General features: G+C 71.9%; 21 protein-coding genes. 8 read left to right on the forward strand and 13 right to left on the reverse strand.

Annotation, left to right across the window (positions count from 1 at the left end; all coding sequences use genetic code 11):
• Positions 1-17 precede the first annotated feature (17 nt).
• From ABZZ74_RS08900 to ABZZ74_RS08915, 4 genes are read right to left on the reverse strand one after another with little or no spacing between them, the layout of a single operon-like run.
• Positions 18-1094 carry an ABC transporter ATP-binding protein gene (locus ABZZ74_RS08900; RefSeq protein ID WP_356762607.1) on the reverse strand — a complete coding sequence of 359 codons (1077 nt, stop codon included), beginning with the start codon at positions 1092-1094 and terminating at the stop codon, positions 18-20.
• A 3-nt stretch (positions 1095-1097) separates the two neighbouring features.
• Positions 1098-1916, reverse strand: a complete 819-nt coding sequence (locus ABZZ74_RS08905) for an ABC transporter permease subunit (RefSeq protein WP_208778625.1) — start codon at positions 1914-1916, stop codon at positions 1098-1100.
• Positions 1901-2803, reverse strand: a complete 903-nt coding sequence (locus tag ABZZ74_RS08910; protein ID WP_356762608.1) for an ABC transporter permease subunit — start codon at positions 2801-2803, stop codon at positions 1901-1903. Before ABZZ74_RS08910 ends, ABZZ74_RS08905 begins: the two co-directional genes overlap by 16 nt.
• Complete coding sequence (locus tag ABZZ74_RS08915; RefSeq protein WP_356762609.1) at positions 2800-3951, reverse strand: extracellular solute-binding protein; 1152 nt, start codon at positions 3949-3951, stop codon at positions 2800-2802. The genes ABZZ74_RS08910 and ABZZ74_RS08915 overlap by 4 nt, the downstream gene beginning before the upstream one ends.
• Before the next feature lie 209 nt (positions 3952-4160).
• Here ABZZ74_RS08915 and ABZZ74_RS08920 point away from each other — a divergent pair, with 209 nt between their 5' ends.
• Positions 4161-4901, forward strand: coding sequence for a GntR family transcriptional regulator (locus tag ABZZ74_RS08920; RefSeq protein ID WP_356762610.1), 741 nt, complete (start codon positions 4161-4163; stop codon positions 4899-4901).
• 3 nt (positions 4902-4904) lie between these two features.
• On the opposite strand, the gene ABZZ74_RS08925 is transcribed toward ABZZ74_RS08920, so the two are convergent.
• Positions 4905-6677, reverse strand: coding sequence for an MOSC and FAD-binding oxidoreductase domain-containing protein (locus tag ABZZ74_RS08925; RefSeq protein WP_356762611.1), 1773 nt, complete (start codon positions 6675-6677; stop codon positions 4905-4907).
• 85 nt (positions 6678-6762) lie between these two features.
• Between ABZZ74_RS08925 and ABZZ74_RS08930 the strand changes: the two genes are divergently transcribed.
• Entirely contained in the window at positions 6763-7281 is a 519-nt protein-coding gene (locus tag ABZZ74_RS08930; RefSeq protein WP_356762612.1) for an AAA family ATPase, read from the forward strand.
• A 5-nt stretch (positions 7282-7286) separates the two neighbouring features.
• Here the strand turns inward: ABZZ74_RS08930 and ABZZ74_RS08935 are convergent, their stop codons facing one another.
• Positions 7287-8009: an FAD binding domain-containing protein gene (locus tag ABZZ74_RS08935; protein ID WP_356762613.1), complete on the reverse strand. Its 723-nt coding sequence runs from the start codon at positions 8007-8009 to the stop codon at positions 7287-7289.
• Positions 8010-8167: 158 nt separating this feature from the next.
• On the opposite strand from ABZZ74_RS08935, the gene ABZZ74_RS08940 reads away from it, so the two are divergent.
• Positions 8168-8848 carry an alpha/beta fold hydrolase gene (locus tag ABZZ74_RS08940; RefSeq protein WP_356762614.1) on the forward strand — a complete coding sequence of 227 codons (681 nt, stop codon included), beginning with the start codon at positions 8168-8170 and terminating at the stop codon, positions 8846-8848.
• 22 nt (positions 8849-8870) lie between these two features.
• Here ABZZ74_RS08940 and ABZZ74_RS08945 read toward each other — a convergent pair whose 3' ends face one another.
• The 4 genes from ABZZ74_RS08945 to ABZZ74_RS08960 all read right to left on the reverse strand — a co-directional run bounded on the left by ABZZ74_RS08945 (position 8871) and on the right by ABZZ74_RS08960 (position 13231).
• Positions 8871-10196, reverse strand: a complete 1326-nt coding sequence (locus tag ABZZ74_RS08945; protein ID WP_356762615.1) for an alpha/beta fold hydrolase — start codon at positions 10194-10196, stop codon at positions 8871-8873.
• 211 nt (positions 10197-10407) lie between these two features.
• Positions 10408-10959, reverse strand: a complete 552-nt coding sequence (locus tag ABZZ74_RS08950; RefSeq protein WP_356762616.1) for a hypothetical protein — start codon at positions 10957-10959, stop codon at positions 10408-10410.
• A gap of 230 nt (positions 10960-11189) precedes the next feature.
• A complete protein-coding gene (locus tag ABZZ74_RS08955) occupies positions 11190-12800 on the reverse strand; it encodes a cation acetate symporter (protein WP_356762618.1) in 1611 nt (536 codons plus the stop codon).
• Positions 12797-13231 carry a DUF485 domain-containing protein gene (locus ABZZ74_RS08960; protein ID WP_356762619.1) on the reverse strand — a complete coding sequence of 145 codons (435 nt, stop codon included), beginning with the start codon at positions 13229-13231 and terminating at the stop codon, positions 12797-12799. Before ABZZ74_RS08960 ends, ABZZ74_RS08955 begins: the two co-directional genes overlap by 4 nt.
• A gap of 408 nt (positions 13232-13639) precedes the next feature.
• Between ABZZ74_RS08960 and ABZZ74_RS08965 the strand changes: the two genes are divergently transcribed.
• From ABZZ74_RS08965 to ABZZ74_RS08975, 3 genes are all read left to right on the forward strand, one after another.
• Entirely contained in the window at positions 13640-14557 is a 918-nt protein-coding gene (locus tag ABZZ74_RS08965) for an SGNH/GDSL hydrolase family protein (RefSeq protein ID WP_356762620.1), read from the forward strand.
• Positions 14558-14647: 90 nt separating this feature from the next.
• Positions 14648-14818, forward strand: coding sequence for a hypothetical protein (locus ABZZ74_RS08970; RefSeq protein ID WP_208778614.1), 171 nt, complete (start codon positions 14648-14650; stop codon positions 14816-14818).
• Positions 14819-14879: 61 nt separating this feature from the next.
• Complete coding sequence (locus ABZZ74_RS08975; RefSeq protein ID WP_356762622.1) at positions 14880-15728, forward strand: lysozyme; 849 nt, start codon at positions 14880-14882, stop codon at positions 15726-15728.
• Between the two features lie 4 nt (positions 15729-15732).
• Here ABZZ74_RS08975 and ABZZ74_RS08980 read toward each other — a convergent pair whose 3' ends face one another.
• Positions 15733-17478 carry an MFS transporter gene (locus tag ABZZ74_RS08980; protein WP_356762624.1) on the reverse strand — a complete coding sequence of 582 codons (1746 nt, stop codon included), beginning with the start codon at positions 17476-17478 and terminating at the stop codon, positions 15733-15735.
• On the reverse strand, positions 17475-17942 hold the full coding sequence (locus tag ABZZ74_RS08985; RefSeq protein ID WP_356762626.1) for a MarR family transcriptional regulator: 468 nt from the start codon (positions 17940-17942) through the stop codon (positions 17475-17477). Before ABZZ74_RS08985 ends, ABZZ74_RS08980 begins: the two co-directional genes overlap by 4 nt.
• Before the next feature lie 76 nt (positions 17943-18018).
• Here ABZZ74_RS08985 and ABZZ74_RS08990 point away from each other — a divergent pair, with 76 nt between their 5' ends.
• Together ABZZ74_RS08990 and ABZZ74_RS08995 are read left to right on the forward strand one after the other, a co-directional pair.
• Positions 18019-18915: a PfkB family carbohydrate kinase gene (locus tag ABZZ74_RS08990; protein ID WP_356762628.1), complete on the forward strand. Its 897-nt coding sequence runs from the start codon at positions 18019-18021 to the stop codon at positions 18913-18915.
• A gap of 54 nt (positions 18916-18969) precedes the next feature.
• Positions 18970-19398 (forward strand): hypothetical protein, encoded by a 429-nt coding sequence (locus ABZZ74_RS08995; protein WP_356762630.1) that lies wholly within the window; start codon positions 18970-18972, stop codon positions 19396-19398.
• 70 nt (positions 19399-19468) lie between these two features.
• Here ABZZ74_RS08995 and ABZZ74_RS09000 read toward each other — a convergent pair whose 3' ends face one another.
• Positions 19469-20671, reverse strand: coding sequence for a carbohydrate-binding protein (locus ABZZ74_RS09000; RefSeq protein WP_356762632.1), 1203 nt, complete (start codon positions 20669-20671; stop codon positions 19469-19471).
• Between the last annotated feature and the right edge of the window lie 350 nt (positions 20672-21021).

The raw sequence follows: 21021 nt of genomic DNA on the forward strand, positions 1-21021 counted from the left end.
CGATGGCGGGTCGGGGCTCAGGCCGCTCGTTCGGCCACCAGCACCGGGCGTTGCGGCAGCGAGACCCGTACGGCGGCTCCCGCGCCGAGGGCGGTCGCCTCGTGCGTGGGCAGGTCGGCCTTCACTTCGGTGCCGTCCGCCAGGCGCACGGTGAGCCGGGTGGTCGCGCCGAGGAACGCGGTGGCGATCACCTGGGCGTCGCCGCCCTCGTCTGCCGTCACGTGCACGGCCTCGGGCCGTACCAGGACGTCGACCTCCGCCGCGGTGGGCAGCGTTCCCTCGGCGGGCAGCCGCAGTCCGAGCACCTCCACGCTCTCCCCGGACAGCCGCCCGGGGATCCGGCTCATCGTGCCGACGAACTCGGCGACGAACGCGGTGGCCGGCCGCCCGTACAACTCGCCGGGCTCGGCGCACTGTTCGAGCCGCCCGGCTCGCATCACGGCGACCCGGTCGGCGATCGACAGCGCCTCCTCCTGGTCGTGCGTCACGAACAGGGTGGTGATGCCGAGTTCCTGCTGCAGCCGGCGGATCTCCTCGCGCAGCGTGAGCCGCACCTTGGCGTCCAGCGCCGAGAGCGGCTCGTCGAGCAGCAGGACACGCGGACGCAGGGCGAGGGCCCGGGCGAGCGCGATGCGCTGCTGCTGGCCGCCGGAGAGCTGGTGCGGGAACCGGTCGCCCTTGTCGGCGAGACCGACCAGCTCCAGCAACTCGGCGGCCCGCGACCGCCGTTCGGCCGTGCGCACCTTGCGCATCCGCAGCCCGAAGGCGACGTTGTCGAGCGCGTTGAGATGCGGGAAGAGGCTGTACGACTGGAAGACCATCCCGGCGTCCCGGCGGTGGGCCGGGACCCGGGTGACGTCCTCGCCGTCTACCAGCACCGCGCCGGAGTCGGGGTGTTCGAACCCGGCGAGCATGCGGAGCGCGGTCGTCTTGCCGCAGCCGGAGGGGCCGAGCAGCGCCAGGAACTCCCCGGGTTGCACGGTCAGATCGAGCCCGTCCAGGGCGACGGTCGCCCCGAACTCCCGGCGCAGCCCCTGGAATTCGACGGTGGCGGCCTTGCCGACCGTGGTCTGCTCAAGCGTGGTGGCGGTCATGGTTCACCCTCGGGACGAAGCGGTACGGGTGCGCCCACCGACACCGGCGAGCGCGAGGAGCAGGGCCCAGGTCACCAGGAGACTGAGCACGGACACGGCGACGGACAGCTGGGCCTGCGATCCGCCGACGCTGTAGATCCACACGGCGAACGGCTGGAACCCCAGCAGCTGGGCGACCGTGAACTCGCCCAGCACCAGGGCGAGCGTGAGGAAGGCCGCGTTCAGCAGCGCCCCGCGCAGATTGGGCAGCACCGCCCGCACCAGCGCCTGCGGCCAGCCCGCCCCGCAGCTGCGGGCGGCCTCGACCAGCGTGCGCACGTCGACGGCCCGCAGCCCGGAATCCAGCGCCCGGTACACGAACGGCAGCGCCATCACCACGTACGCCAGGACCAGCACGAACGGGAAAGTCGGGTTCTGGATGGCCACGAACGTCTCGAAGAGCGGGGTACGGGACAGATGATCGGGGCCCCACTTGAGCACCGTGGCGATCCCGGCGACGAACGCGATCGGCGGCACGACCAGCGGCAGCGAGCACACCACCTCCACCACCGGCCGCAGCCGGGGCGCGCCCAGGCGCAGCGCGACCATCGCGGGCACCATCAGCAGCAGGACGATCGCGATGGTGGCCAGCGCGAGTTCCAGCGAGAGCAGCAGGCTGGAGCCGAAGCCGGCGGTGGAGACGATCTGCGAGTAGGCGTCGAAGGTGACGCCCTGCCCCGGCACGTCGACCGTGAACACCACCGACGCGGCGAGCGGGACCAGGAAGTACAGCGCGGCCAGGCCGAGGACGACCCACCGCCACACGTTCAGGCGTCGAGCCATCGCGCACTCCGTCGTTGCAGGGGCAGATACACGGCCATGACCAGACCGGCGACTAGGACCATGTCGAGGCTGAGGGCGAGCGCCACATTTTCCTGGCCGACCAGCACGTTCCCGGAGATGGCGTCGGCGATCTGCAGGGTCACCAGCGGCACCGAACTGCCCACCATGGCCGCGGCGGTGGCGTACGCGGCGAAGGCGCTGCCGAACAGCAGCACCAGCCCGCCCAGCAGCGACGGCAGCAGCACCGGGAGGGCGACATGACGCCAGTACTGCACGGCCGTGGCGCCGTTGTTCTGCGCCGCCTCCCGCCACTGCGAGCGCAGGCCCTCCAGCGCGGGCGTGATGGTCAGCACCATCAGCGGGATCAGGAAGTACAGGTAGACGATGACCAGGCCCCAGAAGCTGTACAGGTCCCAGCCCTTGTCGGTCAGCCCCAGGTGCCGGGTCAGCACACCGGCGTTGCCCAGGGTGGCCACGAAGGCGAACGCCAGCGGGACACCGCCGAAGTTCGCCAGCACCCCGGACGCGGTCAGCACCGCCTCGCGCAGCGCGCGGAAGCGGGAGGTGACCACGACCTGCGCGAGCGGCAGCCCGAGCAGGGTACCGAGACCGGCCGAGACGGCGGACAGCTTGACGCTGCCGAGCAGCGCGGTCAGGTAGGCGCCGTGCAGCGAGGTCGTCAGGTTCCCGGTGCCGTACGAAGTGGCGCCCGTGGCCTGGTCCTTGATGCTGAATGCGCCGTTCAGCATGGCCACCGCCGGCAGCCCGAAGGCGATCGCGGTGAACACGAGGAGCGGGACGACGGCCAGCCAGCCGGGGACCCGGCGCCGCCGCTTCACCGAGGTGACCGGCGGCGCCACGTCCACGCCCGTGAGGGTGGCCGTCATCCGGAGACGGCCTTCGCCCAGCCCTGCGCGATGACCGTCTTGGCCTTGCTCTGCTGGGCCTCGGACGGGAAGGACGGCGTACCGGTGACCTTCGGCAGCTTGGCGGCGGCCTCCTTGTCGAGGGTGCCGGCCTTCTCCATCGCCGTCATCAGGGCGGGCCGGGCGTAGCCCTTGAGCCACAGGTTCTGGCCCTCGGCGCTGTAGAGGTACTCCTGCCACAGCCGGGCGGCCGCCGGATGCGGGGCGCCCTTGTTGATGGCCTGGGAGTAGTACTGCGCGTACTGGCCGTCGGAGGGGATGGCCACCTTCCAGTCGACGCCCTTGGACTTGAACTCGTCGGCGTAACCGGCGTTGAGGTAGTCCCAGTCGATGCTGATCGGCGTCTCGCCCTTCTCGACGGTCGCCGGAGTCGACTCCACGGGCGTGTAGTTGCCGTTCTTCTTCAGCTTGGCGAAGAAGTCCAGGCCGGGCTGGATGTCGTCGAAGGAGCCGCCGCTCGCGAGCGCGGCCGCGTACACACCGCCGAAGGCCGAACCCGACTTGGTGGGGTTGCCGTTGAGGGCGACCTGCCCCTTGTACTGGGGCTTGAGGAGGTCCGCGAACGTGGTGGGGCAGACCTTGACGCGCTTGGCGTCGCAGCCGATCGAGATGTAGCCGCCGTAGTCGTTGTACCAGCGGGCCTGCGGGTCCTTCTGGCCGGCCGGGATGTCGGCGTAGGAGGTCACCTTGTAGGGCGCGAGCAGGCCCTGCTGGGCGGCGCTCAGGGCGAAGGAGGAGCCCAGGTCGAGGACGTCGGGCGCCCGGTCCTGGCCCTTGCGGGAGGTGACGGCGTTGATCTCGTCCTGGCTGGAGCCGTCGGGGTTCTCGACCTGGATCTTGATGCCGTACTTCTTGGTGAAGCCGTCGATCAGGGCGCCGTAGTTGGCCCAGTCGCGGGGCAGCGCGATGGCGTGCAGCGTGCCCTCCTTCTTGGCCGCCTTCACCAGCGCGTCCAGACCGCCGAAGTCGGCCGCGGAGGTGGCGGTGGCGGCGTTCTTGCCGTCGGCGGTCGTCGACGCGTTGTCGGGAGCGGCGCCGCAGGCGCTCAGGGCGAGCGCGGCGACGACGGCGAGGGAGCCGGTCAGGACGGCTGTTCTCGACTGGGACACGGGGACTCCAGAAGGGGGAGCAGGGACGCGCAAGAGGGGAGAACTTGTCTGAACAAGTTGGCCCCAGTAATACTGCCTGTGGTGACGTGTCGGTAAACAGTGGCGAAATTGTGACCTCCCAATCCCTGCACAGTTCGGGGCAAGCGCAGTCACGCGCCGGTCTCGATTAGGGTGGTCACGCTGTGCACAGCTGCCGACTCGGAGGGAAAGTGCCGACGCGACACGAGGAGATCGCCGACGAGCTGCGTCGGGCGATCGACCGCGAGGAGTACACGGTGGGCGCCAGGCTGCCCTCCGAGACCGAACTCGCCGCCCGGTTCGACGTCTCGCGCGGCACCGTGCGCCAGGCCGTCGCCGCGCTGACCGCGGAGGGTCTGATCGGCTCCCGGCAGGGAGCGCGCCGGGTCGTGCTGGCCAGCCGCCGCAGCCAGAGCTTCGCCGAACTGCGCAGCTTCGCCCAGTGGGCCCACGCCATGGGCCGCGTGGCCACCGGTCATGTCGTCGCCCAGGAGTACCTCCCCGCCACCCCGCAGGACTCCGCCCGCCTCCAACTGCGCGAGGGGACACCGGTGTTGCACGTGCTGCGGGTGCGCGGTCTGGACGGTGAGCCGGTGCTGCTGGAGCGCACGGTGTACGCCGACTGGATAGCGCCCGCCGTCGAGACCATCGACCCCGACGCCCCCTCGGTCACCCAACGCCTGTACGAGAGCACCGGTCTGGTCTTCGCCTACGGCGAGCACGTCATCGACGCGGTCGCGGCCGGCGCCCAGGACGCCGAACTGCTCGGCATCCGCCGTACCAGCCCCCTCCTGCGCGTCCGCCGGGTGACCACCACCCGCGAGGGGCGCCCGGTGGAGTGGTCGGACGACCGCTACCGCTCGGACGCCGTGAGCTTCAGTGTGCACAACTCGATCGACAACAACGCGCTGGCCCGCAAGACCGCGGACTGAACGTCACAGATCCAGGACCAGGTCCCGCGACGGCCGCGAGCAGCAGATGAGGGCGTTTCCCTCGGCGGGTTCGTCGAGGGGGTCCGGCGTGTAGACGACCCGGCCCTGGAGAAGGGCGGTCTCGCAGGTGTGGCAGACGCCGGTGCGGCAGGACCAGCGGGTGGGGACGTCACAGGCCTCGGCCAGCTCCAGCAGCGTTCCGTAGCCGGAGTCCCAGGGCACGGTGATGCCGCTGCGGGCGAAGGAGACCGTCGGCCCGGTTCCGTCGCCCAGCGGACGGGCCGGGACGTGCGGGGTCCGGGCTGAGGCGGGAAGGAGACCCGGTCGGATCGCCTCCAGGGCGCTGAAGGGCTCGGTGTGGACACGGGCCTGCGCGATGCCCGCCTCGGTCAGGGCGCCCGAGACGTCCCGCATGAACCCGGCCGGTCCGCAGACGTACGCGTCGGCGTCCGCGGGCAGGTCCAGGCCGTGGATCAGCTCGGCGGAGAGACGGCCCGCCTCCGTGTAGTCCACGCCGAGCCGGTCGTCCTCGCCCGGGCGGCTGTAGGCGATGCAGGCGCGGGCGGACGGCAGGCGGTCGACCAGGTCGCGCACCTCGCGGGCGAAGGCGTGGTCGTGTCCGTTCCGGGCTCCGTGCAGCCACCACACCGGGCGGGACGGGCCGGCCTCGGCCAGCGCGTGCAGCATGGACAGCACCGGGGTGGCTCCCACGCCGGCGGACACCAGGACGACGGGGGTCTTGCCGTCGGCGAGGACGAAGGTGCCGCGCGGCGCCGCGACATCGAGTACGTCTCCCACCCGCGCGTGGCCGTGCAGATGCGTGCTGGCGAGCCCGTGCGGCTCCTGCTTCACGCTGATCCGGTACGTGGGCGCACCCGGGCGTCCGGACAGGGAGTAGCTGCGGATCACCGGCGGCCCCTCGGGGTCGGGGCGCAGGCGCACGGTGAGGAACTGTCCCGGCCGCGCCGGCGGAAGGGGGCGGCCGTCGTCCGAGGCGAGGGTGAGGGAGAAGACGCTGCGGCTCTCGCTGTCGATGCGGGTGACCTCGAGCGGCCGGAATCCCGGCCAGGCCGGTGGCGGACTCGTCGCGGCCGCCGTCAGCCCCCGGTTGCCTCCTCCGGAACCCTCGCCGTCGCCGCCGTCGAGCAGAGCCCGCAGGGAACCCTGCCAGCCCGGACTCAGCGCGGGGATGCGCAGCCCGCGCAGCAGTTGCTCGCGGGGATGGCCGGGGAGGTAGAGCAGGGCGTCCATCTCCGCGACCGTCATGGCCTCGGGACCGGTGGAGATCTTGACGATGTCGTCGCCGGCCTCCACCTCGCCCTCGGTGATCACCCGCAGGTAGAAGCCGGGACGGCCGTGGGCGACCAGCAGTGCCGCCATCCGCGGTTCGTCCATCCGCAGCCCCACCCGGTAGCAGGTCACCCGGGGCTGGGTGACCTCGAGGACCGCTCCGCCGATCCGGTAGCGGTCGCCGATGCACACCTCCCGGTCGGACAGGCCCTCGACGGTGAAGTTCTCCCCGAACTGCCCGTGGACGAAGTCCTTGCGGCCCAGATGTTCCTGCCAGTACCGGTAGGACTCCAACTGGTAGACCAGCACGGCCCGTTGCTCACCGCCGTGTCCGCCGAGATCGCCCTGTCCGTCGCCGTCCACGTTGAGCCGACGCACCATTCGGGGGCCGGTGACGGCCTGCTTCCACACCCCGGTCCGGACGGTCGTCCCGTGCCAGGGGACATCCCGGGGCATGCCGACGTTCACGGCGACCAGAGTGGCCAAGGGTCTGCTCCCTCCTGCCCGCGCAGTGCCCCCATCGTTCCACCTCACGCCGGTGTCCGCAGGACATGTCCCGTACGGTGTACCGGTGGAACGGATCTTGGTGGTTGGTGTCACGGGCGCGGGCAAGTCCACGCTGGCTCATGCCCTGAGCCGGCGCCTGGATCTGCCGTACCACGAAATGGACGCGATGTACTTCACCGGTCCCGGGTGGGCCGTCAACGGCGAGCTGGTGGAGACGGTGTCCCGGATGGCGGCGCAACCCCGGTGGATCGTGGACTCCCTGGGATATCCCGAGGTCCGCGACCTGTTGTGGGACCGGGCGGACACGGTGGTGTGGCTGGACTATCCGCGCCGGGTCGTCATGCCGCGCATCCTGCGCCGTTCGCTGCGGCGTTCACTCACCCGCGAGGTGCTCTTCGGCGGCAACCGCGAGACCTGGTCGGGCTGGCTGAGCAGGGAGCACCCGGCCTGGTGGGCGTGGACGCAGCACACCTCACGCCATCAGGAGATCGCCCGCCGCTCCGCGGACGGGCGCTTCGCGCCCCTCGACACGGTGAGACTGCGCCACCCACGCGACGCGGCCGCCTGGCTGGCGGCCCTGTAGGCGGGTCAGCGCACGGCAGGACGCGCCAGTAGGTCGGTGGCGTGCCGTCGTACGACCTCCCAGTGGTCGTCGTTCAGCGTGCCGACGGCCGTGTCGCGCAGCGCGGTGAGGGCCTCCTCGGGCCCGGCGTCGCAGACGGCCGCACCGGCGAGGACCTCGTAGCCGTCGCGTACGGCGAGACGCAGGCGGTGGTGCCCGTCCGGACCGCGGTGCACGGCGCCGGCCACGACGAACGGCGGCGGGCCGCCCGCCTCACCGGCCAGTTTGCGATAGGCGCTGGTGACGGGGTCGGACCAGTGCAGGCTCAGCAACAGGTGCTGCTTGGCCAGGACTTCGGCGAGGTCCGTCTCCCGCGCCCCCTCCGGCTCCAGGACCGTTGCCCGGGCGTCGAGCACCAGGGCGGCGGGCAGCAGACAGCGAAGGGTGCTGCCGACGAGGTTGCCGCCGACGGTCGCGGTGCGGCGTACCGCGCCGGTGCCGACGGAGGCCGCCGCCTCGCGGAGGACCTCGGGGACGCGCTCGTCGATCCGGTTGAGCACCACGGCGCCGCCCAGGGTGCCGGGCGCGATCACGGTGGCCTCCGGGACGTTGCGCAAAGACATCGCCTGCTCGGGGAACCCGTCCCGTTGCCAGCCGGCCCACACCAGCGTGGCCCCGCCGACGGGCACCGCTCCCTCAGCCATGCACTCCTGCGCTTCGGACACGGACTCGGGAAGACGCAACAGCACGGGAGCCGACCTGCTTTCACGACGGGTTGAGCACCGACACAGCGCATCGTCCCCGCCCGGGTGGAGGCGCGTACAGGGCTCACTGGTTCACCGCGTGCGCCCCCCCACCGGGGCGGTGGGCGACCGGGGGTGTCGTCGGCATGAGGCAGGATGGGGGCGTGGAGCGCAACACGTCCGCACTGATCGTGCGCCATGCCCCGCTGCGGAGCGCGACCGCGGCGGTCCTCACCCTGCACGGCGGCCAGGAGGAGAGCCGTCGCACGGCGCGCCCCTGGCAGCTCGCCGCGCTCCGGATGCAGCCGGTGCTGCGGGCCGCCGCGGCGACGGCAGCGCAGGACGTCCTGCTGGGGCAGGTCCGCTACCGCTACCGGGGCTGGAACGACGGTGATCCCGCCGAGGACGCCCTGCGCGCCCTCGACGATCTCCAGGAGCTGACGGCCGGTGCGCCCGTCGTCCTGGTGGGCCACTCGATGGGCGCCCGGGCCGCCCTGCGCGCCGCGGCCCACCGGACGGTGCGGGGCGTGGTGGCGCTCGCCCCGTGGTGTCCGCCCGAGGACCCCGTCGACCAGCTCGGCCACGTCCGGACCGTGCTCCTGCACGGCGACCGCGACCGGGTGACGGCCTACGCCGACTCGGTCGACTACGTCCACCGGGCCCGCGCTGCCGGAATGGCGGCGGGCCTGGTGGCGGTACGGGGCGGGGACCACGGGATGATCCGGCGCAGCGGCGACTGGCACCGGGCCACCGCCGAGGTGGTGACCCAGATGCTGCGGCCGGATCCGGTGGCCGACGGGCTGGCCGCCGAGGCCTGCGCGGCGGAGGGCGCCGTACAGCTGTAGCGGTGTCGGAGCTGTGGCGGTGTCAGGAAAGGCCGGACAGGTCACCGCAGTTGGAGGTGGCGGCCTTGCCGTCCAGCCGGTCGGTCAGCCACGCGATCGCGGCGCCCTGGTCGGTCAGCAGCGGCGTGAAGTGGTTGATCAGCGCGCTGCCCAGGTTCGGCAGCGCGATGGGCTTGTACGTCACGTCGGCGCCCTTGGCGCACCAGTCCACGGCGAGTCGCCGGGCCTGCGCGTGCGGTACCAGGTTGTCGCTGGTGCCGGTGGACACGCGGACCGGCGAGGACGGTTCGATCCTGCCGATGCGTTGCTGGTCGAGGAAGGCCGTGAGTGCCGGCTCCGACTGGATGATGTCGCTGATGGAGCGGCCGTCGGTGGTCCAACCGGTGCTGTGCTTGCCGTTGTATGCGAACAGGGCGTCGCCCACGCACATGGTGGAGAGGTCCGCGAGGGCCGCCTTGCCCGCCGCGTTGAGGTGTGCCTCGGCGATCGGCTTCAGGGCGGGGTCGGACTGCAGGAAGCCGTTGACGGACCAGCCCAGCGCGCCGGCCAGTTCACTGCCGTCGATGGCCTTGGTGACCTCGACCAGGTCGGCGGGCGGGGCGCCCGCGGAGGTTCCGGCGAGGGTGACGTCCGGGGCGTAGGCCGGCTGGAGTTCGGCGGCGGCCGCGGTCGCCCCGCCGCCCTGGCTGTAGCCGAAGAGGGCCACCTTCGAGGTGCGGGTGAGGGACGTTCCGGGCAGTGAGCGTGCGGCGCGGACGGCGTCGAGGACGGCGTGGGCCTCGTCGACGCGGTTGACGTAGGTGTGCAGCCGGTCCGTGGTGCCGAGGCCGGCGTAGTCGGTGACGACGACGGCGACGCCCTCGGCGAGCAGACGGTAGATCGCCAGGTCCTCGTAACCGATGGACACCGTCTGCCCGTTGGCCGTGAGCGGGTGCTCGAGGCCGAGGGAGGCGGCGCACTGGTCGCCCTGTCCCATGGTGCCGGGTGCGACGGCGACCAGCGGCCGGTCGCCGGTGCCCTTCCAGGCGGTGGTCGGTTCGATGTAGGCGCCGGTGACGGCCATCGCCTCGCCGCGCGAGTCGGTCGACTTGTACATCAGGCGGGTGGCGGTGCCGGGCAGGGGGCCGTTGACGCCGGGCAGGCTCAGCGCGAGGGGCAGCGGTTCGCTGCGCACCAGGGCGCCGTCGGCCGAGGGGAGGGTGGCGGGCGGGTTGTAGAACTCCGGGATCGTGACACCGCGGGAGACCACGGCGTCGGTGGACGACGCTGCGGCTGCGGGTACGACGGTGGCTCCGAGACAGGTGGCGGTCGTGACGGCCACGGCGAGCAGACGTGCGGAAACGGGCATGACGGACCTCCGAAGTGGGGGGAGGCCGAGCCTCGATCTGCGGCTCGGGCGTCTTGCGGCCCGGTGGGGCAGGGGCCGACGGCACGAGGCGCGGTCGTCCCACCGCACCTCGCGCACTCTTAGACGAAGTGTCAGGACCGTACCCGCCGGGGTGTTACCGGCGGTACCCCCGAGTAGGTTACGTTTCAGTAATATAGGCGTCCACGGGATGTCACAAGCCTGTGGGCAGCAGTTCGTTCAGCCGCGTGCCCTGTCCCCAACGCCTGAGCAGGGAACCGTCCAGCAGACAGGTCCGGCCCTGCCGCCGCGCCCACCGGACGTCGCGCGCGCCGAACGAGCCCCGGTGCACCACCAGGTGGAGCGGCGACGGGCCGTTCTCCCGGTGGGCGTGCGGATGGGGCAGGTCCTCGTCGGGCAGGGGCTCGGCGACCGGCCTGAACGCGACGTCCAGCCGGCGTCCGCTGCTGTCCAGGGCGCACAGCCGCGGCCGGTCGGCGGCCGGCAGCAGCCTTACCCGCCACCCGTCCCGGCGCAGCATCCGCGCCACTGCCAACGCGAGCCCCTGGGTGTCGAGTTCGAGGAGTTCCTCGGGCGTGTAGTACCCGAGACGCCGGCGCATGACCGGGCCCTGGCGCCGCACGGCGACCGTTACCGCGATGGCCAGGACGACCACACCGGCCAGCGGAACCCCGATCCCCGCGGCCCGATACCCCAGGGCCAGCACGGCGACCATCGTGCACACCACCACGACCAGTCCCGCCAACGCCGGCAGGACGTCACGGAAGCGGGGGCCGTCGGGTGCGTCGGCCCGCGGGGCGCGTACCGGCTGACGTCTCTGTGGGTGACGCGATGAGAAGGGCCCGGAAGTCCACCATCGGCGTGCCACAGTGTCAGCCCCCCAACGCCGCCTGCCTCGACCTCTGCAGGAATACCCAGCGCGCGGTGGCTCGCCGGGCCGGGGGAGGGAATCCGGCCACGTGCCATGACCTGCCGTCATCCGCTTTTGGGGCGTGCGGGACCGGCGAGCAGCAGGTGCTCCATGGCCTCGTAGCGCTCCCGCTCCCGCGCGGTCGCCCTTCTGCCGGACAGGAGGGTGCCGAACAGGCCGCACAGGAAGCCCGCGGGTACCGAGACCAGGGCCGTCGTGGTGAAGGGGAACCAGTTGAAGTCGACGTCGGGAAAGGCTGATTGAGGTGTCCCGGAGACCAGGTTGGTGCCGGTGATCAGGACGAGCACGCTCACGCTGCCGCCGATCAGCGTGCACAGCAGCCCGGCGCGGGTGTAGCGCCGCCAGAAGAGGCTGTAGACGAGTGCGGGCGCGATGGCCGAGGCGCCCAGGCAGAAGGAGAGGGTGGCCAGCGGCTGGAGGCTGCGGTGCTGGGCGAGCACGGCCAGCGCGATCACCGGGAGACCCACGGCCAGGGCGGCCAGCCGGGCCAGGGCCGTCTCGCGCTGCGGTGGGGTGGGCCGGCGGGTGGCGACGACGTCGTGGGCCAGGGAGTTGGCGCAGGCCAGGGTCATGCTGGCCACCGAGGCCAGCAGCGTCAGGAAGATCGCCGTGGTGACCGCGGTGAACACCAGGCTCTCCGCGCGCGACAGGCGCATCCCGAACGCGGCCCGCGCGCCCAGCAGATAGGCGGTGTTGCCGCGCGGATCGGCGGCGGCGACGCCCGTGCGCCCGATGAGGGCCGTGGCTCCGACGGCGACCACGGTGATGACGGCGATGAACAGGGTGACCGTCGACACCGCCCAGGACATCGCGCGCCGCACCTGCCGCGCGCTGCCGGCGGTGTACATGCGCATGGTGACATGCGGCAGACAGGCCCCGCCCAGCACGATGGCGCACTGGGTGCTGACCATGTCCAGGCCGCGGTGCGGGCCGCTCGCGAACTGCAGGCCGTAGCGCAGGAAGCCGTCGCCTGCCCCGCTGCCCCGAGCCGCCGCCTGGAACAGGGTGCGCGGACTCCAGCCGAAGGTGTGCAGCACCAGCGCGGCGACGATCAGCCCGGACCCGAGCAGCACCACCGTCTTGAGGATCTGGATCAGCGCGGTGCCCCGCATCCCGCCGATCGCCGCGTACGTGATCATCAGCGCCCCGGCCCCGACGACACAGCCGGTGCGCATCGCGCTGTCGTGGAAGCCGAGGATGAACGCCAGCAGCTGCCCCACGCCCGCCAGTTGGACGACCATCATCGGCACGAGCGCGGCCAGCGTCACCGCGCACGCCGTGATGCGCACCGCGCGCCCGGGCAGACGCCGGCCCAGCGCGTCTCCCATGGTGAACCGGCCCGTGTGGTGCAGGGGTTCGGCCAGCAGGACCATCAGGAGCAGCAGCGACAGCAGGGTGCTCAGGGCCAGCACGACCCCGTCGTAGCCGCACAGCGCGATGACCCCGCCGATGGTGAGGACGGTGGCGGCGGAGATGTAGTCGCCGGCGATGGCCAGGCCGTTGCGCAGCGGCGACAGGGAGCGGTAGCCGGTGTAGAACTCGTCGAGGTCGTCGCGGTCGGGGCCGGTGAGCACGCACAGCAGCAGCGTGAGGGTGACGACCGTGGAGAACGCCACCAGCGACCAGGCTTGCGCGGTGCCGTTGAAGTCGGTCACGGCCGCGGCTCCCCTTCGGCGGTGCCGTAGGCGTGCCGGCGCACCTGCCGGGCCAGCGGGTCGACGTACCGGCGCGCGGTGAACTCGTACACGAGCACCGCCAGCCAGGTGACCGGGAGTTGGACCAGGGCGAGCAGCAGTCCGGTGGGCAGGCCGCCGGGCGCGGGGCGGGTCATGAGGGACGGGCGGGCGACGGTCAGGGTGAGGAAGGCGGCGAAGTAGCCGAGGGCGGCGAACGTGGCCACGCGGCGCAGTCGGCGCGCCGCCCGGCGCAGCAGCCGCAGGTCCCGGTGCGGGCCGGTCCACGAGCGGGTGCGCACCGGCAGCCGCCGGACCTCACGCGGAGCGGGGGAGTGGGCAGCGGGGGAGACGAAGGCGTGCCGGCCGGGCCGGTGTTGCGCCGGGTATAACTCGGAGCTGTCGGAGGACATCCCAAGATCTCCTGGTGGGTCAGGGCCCAAGAGGTGCGGACCGCGGGGACGTGGGGGAGCGGTTCGGGATACCGCACGCTATGCGGGCGACGGACCGCGCGCAGCGACTTCGGGCGAACTCCCTGGTGAAGGCCCATCCGGCCGCTGACCTCGGATGTTGCGTCTGTGACAGGTGTGGCGTCTGGCCATCGGAGTGCTCGGCCGGACAAGGGCCCGTCGAACTGGTTTGCGTGGCGGGTGCGCGGCCCGCGGCAGGCGGACTGGCCTGTTCCGCACCGCAATCGCCTGAATTCGTCGCTGTACGCCCCTGGCCGACAGGCTCTACTCACCGGTATACAAGCCCAGTTGAACGTGCGACGACCGCGCGCTGCCGCGTTCCGCCCTGACGGCTCGGACCAGGAGGTCTCCATGAAGCGTGACACGCAGCCGGCCGTATCGGCGTCAAGACGCCGCGGCGCCACGGCAGTTGCGGCAGCCGTCGGCAGTTGCGCCCTCGTCCTGGCCGCCGGTACCCCGGCCACCGCGCACGGCTCGCCCGGCGGACACAAGAAGACGGAGTACGTGGCGCTCGGCGACTCCTACACCTCGGGTCCCGTGATCCCCACCCAGGTCGACGCCAACTGCGCCCGCTCCGACCACAACTACCCCTCGCTGGTCACCGCCCAGCGACAGGGCACGGCCCTCGACGACGTCAGCTGTGCCGGCGCGACGACCGAGGAGATGTGGAAGCCGCAGGGCACCAACGGACCCCAACTCGACGCGGTGGGGCGCGGAACCGACCTGGTGACCGTCCAGATCGGCGGCAACGACATCGGCTTCGGCTCCATCATCGCCACCTGCGCCCAGCTCTCCGCCCAGGACCTGACGGGCAACCCCTGCCAACGCCACTACACCGCCTCCGGCGTCGACCAACTGACCCTCGCGGTGCTGCAGACCGCGCCGAAGGTCGCCCGGGTGCTCAGGGCAGTGCACCACAGGGCGCCGCACGCGCGTGTCGTGGTCGTCGGCTACCCCGACCTGCTGCCCGACGACGGCAGCGGCTGCTACCCCTCGGTGCCCTTCGCCGCCAAGGACTTCCCCTATCTGCGCGACACGGAGAAGCGGCTCAACCTGATGCTCCGTCTCACGGCCGCGTTCAACCAGGCGGAGTACGTCGACACCTATGCGCCCACCCGGGACCACGACATGTGCAAGGTGCCCGCCGACCGCTGGATCGAACCCCTGCGGCCGGCCTCCCCGGCCGCTCCCGCCCATCCCAACGCCAAGGGCGAGGCGGCGATGGCGGGCGCGGTGCTCGAACGGCTGGACAGGGAGCACGGCCGCTGACGCGGCGAGCCGTCGGCGTGAGCCGGTGAGTCGGGGGCATTCGGACCCCACACGGTACGAGACCCCCGACCCACCGACTGGACGGACATCATGCTGGCGATCCTCTCCGCGGTCCTGTTCTTCATCGCGTTCCTCATCAACGCGGCCGACATCTCCACCAACGACACCTTCACCTCGACCAACGTCATGCTCCTCGGGCTGACGGCGCTGGCCCTGCACGTGGCGGGCATCGGCAGCGGGTGGAACTGGCGCAGACGCTGACGGCGGATCGTTGCTTCGTTGGGCGGAGCATGACGTGCGAGCCGGCGCGACTGCGGGTCAGATGGCTGATGTGCAACCAAACACCCGCAGGCGCGCCCGCGCGCGCATACGCCCGACCGCCGCCACGGCCGGTCTCCTCCTGGCCCTGTCCGCCCTGCCGATCGCGTCCGCGTCGGCCGAGTCCATACCCATACCCGTGCGCGGCAGCGCGTACATGGGCATGGGCGTCCTCGCCCACGACGGCGCCGACACCCGGACGGACGCCGCCCCGCTGACCCGCTCCGCCCAGACCGAGGGCGTCGACGTCTCCAGCTACCAGGGCAACGCCTCCTGGTCCACCCTGTGGAGCAGCGGCGTCGGATGGGCCTACGTCAAGGCCACCGAGGGCACCTCCTACCGCAACCCGTACTTCGCCCAGCAGTACGGCGGCTCCTACGACACCGGCATGGTGCGCGGCGCCTACCACTTCGCCACCCCCGACACCGGCAGCGGCACCGCCCAGGCCGACTACTTCGTCGACCACGGCGGCGGCTGGTCCGGCGACGGAAGGACGCTGCCCGGCGCTCTCGACATCGAGTGGAACCCCTACGGCGACTCCTGCTACGGCAAGTCCAAGAGCGGCATGGTGTCCTGGATCCGGGACTTCGTGAACCGCTACAAGGCCCGCACCGGGCGCGCCGCCGTCATCTACACGGCCACCAGCTGGTGGAGCACCTGCACGGGCGACTCGGCCGCCTTCGGATCCACCAACCCCCTGTGGGTGGCCCGCTACGCCTCCTCGGCGGGCGCGCTCCCGGCCGGCTGGTCCTCGTACACGATGTGGCAGTACACCTCCTCCGGCCCCACGGTCGGCGACCACGACCGGTTCAACGGCGGCAAGGACGCGCTGCGCGACTTCGCGGCCGGCTGACCGTTCACGACGGCGTGTTGTGGCGGGGCTGTGCCGCCTCCTGGCCGTCGGCGGCCGCGGTGGGACGCTCGTACTCCGCGTGGTGGGCCCCGCGCAGCGCGGAGGCCAGCGCCGAGACCAGGGCCATGCCCGCCGCGACGCCGAACACGATGGTCAGACCGTGGTGGAACGGCCCCGACACCAGCCGCGGGAAGAACGTGTGGCCCGTCAGGGCGGCGCGCTCGCTCGCGGTGACCTGGTCGAGGACGCCGCCCGATCCGAGCAGATGCTCGATGGGGTTGTCGCCGAGGAACGTCGCGAACAGCGTGCTCACCGGCGGCAGCGAGGCGGCGTGCTCGGCCGCGCCGGCCGGCACGCCGTGGGCCTGAAGACCGCTGGTGAGCGTGGCGGGCAGCGAGGAGGCGAGCCCGGACACCATCAGGGAGAAGAACACGCCGATGGACAGGGCGGTCCCGGAGTTCTGGAACGTGGACCGCATGCCCGAGGCCACCCCGCGGTGCTCGGGCGGCACACTGCCCATGATCGAGGATGTGTTGGGCGAGGAGAACATGCCTTGGCCCAGCCCGTTGAGCAGCAACAGCGCCGCGAACGGGCCGTATGCGAAGTCGACCGGCAGCGCGAGCAGACCGAGGAACGAGCACGCGACCAGACACAGACCGGCGGTGGAGAACAGCCGCGCGCCGAACCGGTCGGACAGATAGCCGGACACGGGTCCCGCGAGCAGGAAACCCAGGGTGAGCGGGAGCATGAAGATGCCGGCCCACAGCGGGGTGTCCTCGAAGTCGTAGCCGTGCAGCGGCAGCCAGATGCCCTGCAGCCAGATGATCAGCATGAACTGCAGCCCGCCGCGTGCGATCGCCGTCAGCAGCGCGGCCAGGTTCCCCGCCGTGAAGGCGCGCACCTTGAACAGAGCCAGGTGGAACATGGGTTCGGCGACCCGGGTCTCGATGAGGCAGAACGCCAGCAGCAGGGTCACGCCGCCGATCAGGCCGGCGAGGACCCAGGGATTCGCCCAGCCCGTGGCGCTGTCGCCGTAGGGCTGGATGCCGTAGGTGATGCCGGCCAGCAGGATTCCGGCGCCGGCCGCGAAGGTGAGATTGCCCAGCCAGTCGACGCGGCCGCGCCGGCCCGACGCGGTCTCACGCAGGCTCAGGTACGACCAGACGGTCCCGGTGACACTGACCGGGACGCTCACCCAGAACACCGCCCGCCAGTCGACGGCGGCGAGCAGACCGCCCGCGAGCAGGCCGAGGAACTGGCCGGCGAGCGCGGTGATCTGGTTGATGCCCAGCGCCATGCCGCGCTGCCGGGCCGGGAAGGCGTCGGTGAGGATGGCGGCCGAGTTGGCGGTCAGCATGGAGCCGCCGAAGGCCTGCACGATCCGCCACAGGATCAGCCACAGCGCCCCCGCCCCGGCCCGGAACGGATCCAGTGAGAGCGCCACCGAGGCACACGCGAAGATGAGGAAGCCGAGGTTGTAGATCCTGACCCGGCCGAACATGTCACCCAGCCGGCCGAGCACGACGACCAGCACGGCCGAGACCAGCAGATAGCCCAGGATCATCCACAGCAGATAGCCGATGTTGCCCGGCGCCAGCGGGTCGAGGCCGATCCCGCGGAAGATCGCGGGCAGCGAGATGATCACGATGGAGGCGTCCATCGTGGCGATCAGCACGCCGAGCGTGGTGTTCGACAGCGCGACCCATTTGTAGCCGGTCCCGGCCGGGGCGTCCTTGCGTCGCGCGATCACAGCCGCTCCGCCAGCCGGTCGAGCAGGGGCAGCGCCGCGGCGAGCGTGGCGCGCTCCTCGGCGCTGAAGCCCTCCAGGACGGCGCCCAGCCGGTCCACCGACTCCGACCGCCGCTCGGCCAGCATGGCCCGCCCCTCGTCGGTGACGGCCACGATGCTGCGCCTGCCGTCCGTGGCGTTGGGGGTACGGCGCACCAGGCCGCGTTGTTCGAGCAGCGCGAGCGTGCCGGCCATCGCCTGGGGCCGGACGCGTTCCGTCTCGGCGAGCGAGGTCGGCGAGTCGGGGCCGTCGGCCGCGAGCCGGGCCAGCACCGACACGCCGGACAGCGACACGTCCCCCACGGCGTGGGCCTGCCGCAGCCGCCGGGTCACGCGTCCCACCGCCAGCCGCAGGTCGGAGGCGAGCCGGACGCTGTCCCGCGCCTCGCGTCCGCCTCCGGCGGATGCCTCTGTCCGCGTCGTCACAGGTAGTAACACTAGGCTTATCAGGCTGGACTGCTCAATCAATTGTTAGTAAATGCCGCCAGGGCATGCTGGACGCGTGGAACCGACGACACGCACACACCCCGCCGGGCTCTTCGTCGGCCTGTGCACCCTCGACGTCATCCAGTTGGTGGATCACGTCCCCGGCTCCGACGAGAAGCTCACCTCGCGCGACCAGACCATCGCCGCGGGCGGCCCGGCGGCGAACGCGGCCGTGGCCTTCACCCACCTGGGCGGCAGGGCGCGTCTGCTCACGGCGATCGGCTCGCACCCCCTGGGCCGTGCCGTCACGGCGGATCTGCGACAGCTGAGCGTGACGGTGACCGACCTGGCGGCGGAGTCGACCGAACCGCCCGCCGTCTCCTCCGTCCTGGTCACCGCCTCCACCGGTGAGCGGGCGGTCGCCTCGACCAACGCGACCCGCCACCGCCTGGCCCCGCCCGCCGACCTCGACGCCCTGGTGGCGGCCTGCGACATCGTCGAACTCGACGGACACCACGGGAAACTCGCCCTGGCCGCCGCACGCGCGGCGCGCTCCGCCGGCCGTAGGACCCTCCTCGACGGGGGCAGCTGGAAGGACGGGACACAGGAGCTGCTGCGGTTGGTCGACGTCGCCGTCTGCTCGGCCGACTTCCACCCGCCCGGCACCCGCACGCCGGCCGACACGCTGCGGTACCTGCGGGAACACGGCGTCACCTGGTCGGCCGTCAGCGGGGGAGCGGGGCCCATCGAGTGGGCCGGGCCCGACGGCTCCGGAACGGTGGAGGTGCCCGCGGTGCCGGTCGCGGACACACTGGGCGCGGGTGACGTCCTGCACGGCGCCCTCGCCCATCACCTGGCCGGACCGGGCGACTTGACGTCACGGACCTTCGCCGACGCCCTGCGTCAGGCGGCCGCCGTGGCCTCGCGGGCCTGCGCCTCCTTCGGCACCCGCGCCTGGATGCGCGGAGCGTGACACTGTGTGGGCCGGAACGTGTTTGCCGTCGCATCGAGCGGCAACGCGGATTCCATGAGCCCATCGAACAACGACACGCATCGAGATTCCGGATCCGCGCGCAGCACGGCCGCCAAGGCCCGGCGGACCACCGCGAAGGCGACCGCTCCGGCCTCCAAGGCCGCGGACAAGGCCGCCGAGAAGACCGCTGACGTGGCGTCGACCGCCGCGGACACGACCGAGCGTGCGGCCGGGACGACCGCCGCGGTCGCCCGCGCCGCGACCGAGCGCGTCGAAGCGGGCCGCCAGGCCGTCATCGCCGCCTCCGGTCAGGCCGCGGCCGTCGCCAAGACGGCGTGGGTGGCGATCGCCCACCGCAAGGCCCTCGCGGCGGGCGTGGGAGCGGGCCTGACGGCGCTCGGCGCCACGACGTACGCGGCGGGCCGCCGCGCCGGTCGTCGCTCCCTCGGCCCGATCACTCGTCTGACCGGCGGCCGTATCTGACGCGCGACGAGCGACCGGGCACGGAGCGGTCGGTTCGCGACCGGATCCGTGCCCGGCCCTTCCCGGTCCGTCAGCAGGCCCCCTCGTCCTGCCAGACGCCCCAGTCGGAGGCGGTGGGCACCTCGTTCTGCGTCCACCACTTGGCCTTCCAGTTGTGCCGGTTGTACGACACCTCGTCCCCGGCGGTGTACACCGCGCTCGAACTCCAGGTGGTCTTGCACCCGGTGGGCGGCGGAGGGGGCGTGGGCGTCGTGGACGGCGGTGTGGCACCCGCGAACTTCACCGAGTACTTCGCGAAGTCCCAGGAGTTCTGCGCCACGCTGGAGCAGGTGCCGGAGGTACGGCCGCCGTTGTCGACCGGGCTGCACTGGCGGTCCCGGTTGAGCGACCAGAAGGTGAAGCGGTCCATGTTGTGGGCCGTGGCGTAGTCCAGCACGGTCTGGAAGTCGGCCTGGGTGAAGATCTCCCCGGAGTCGCTGCGCCCGTTCATGCCGGAGAAGCCCTCATGGGCGTACGCCGTCGCCTGGTCCCAGCCGAAGGTGGACTGAAGGACGGCGTTGAAGTTGGTGAGCGCGCTCGTCTGCGAGGCCGCCCCGTTGAAGCCGCCGTCGAAGGGCATGATGGAGAAGTTGTTCGGCGTGAACCCCTGCGACTTCGCCTCCAGCAGCATCTGCTTGCCGAACCAGCCCGTGCCGTCGGCGGTGCCGGCGGTGGTCACGGAGACGTACAGGCCCGGATTGTTCTGCTGGAGTATCTTCGCCGCCCCGATCTCGTTCCTGATCGCCGCGGTGTTCTCGTACTCCGGCTCCTCCAGGTCGAAGTCGATCGCGTGCAGCCCGTACTTGGTGATGACCTGCTGGTAGGCGGCTGCCGTCGCGGCGGCGTCCGAGCAGGTCTGGCCGAGCTTCGTGCCGCCGTAGCCGCCGACGGAGATCGAGACGTCGCCGCCCTTGGCGCGGATGGTGTTGATGACGGACTGCACGGCGGTGTCCGAGGAGACCGGTGCCGTACCGCCCCAAGTGGGGGAGCAGCCGCCGCCGTTGGGGGCGAGGACGAAGGCGAGCTGGAAGGCCTTGAGGCCGGTGTCGTCCATGATGGCGGCCGGGTCGGGCGGGTCGTTGTCGAGCGGCATGAGGTACGGGGCCGCCGCGTACCAGCGGTTGTCGAGTGCGGTGGTCGCACCCGAGGCGTGGCCCGCGACCAGGGCCGTGGTTCCGGCGGCGGTCAGCATGACGCCGGTGGCCGCGCCGAGACATGCGCGAAGGCGTTTCACGGTGTGCCTCCTGTGAAGTGGGGGTGCCCCAGCTTCGGGTCGTGCCACGGACCGCGTCCATACCTCGGTCTAGACCAAAGCGCGTTTTGGTCTAGACCATACTTTCGCTTTACTGTTGACGGTGTGTTGCGGGCGTCAACAGGTGTGGCGAGCGGGGCGGTTGAGGTGCGATAGGATGAACGCAGAGCGAGCGGCCGGGGAACTCCCGCCACTCGATCGTGCGTTGGTGGTCCAAGGAAAGACGCCCCGCTTCCTGCGGGGAAATGCAGGTGCAAGGCCTGCCCGGCGCTCTTGTGGGCCCCGCTCCGGCAATCCCGGTGCGGGGCCCTTTCGTTGCCCCCCGACACCCC

Origin of the sequence: Streptomyces sp. NPDC006476 (assembly GCF_040612015.1) — a bacterium.
Taxonomy (GTDB): Bacteria; Actinomycetota; Actinomycetes; order Streptomycetales; family Streptomycetaceae; genus Streptomyces; species Streptomyces griseorubiginosus_B.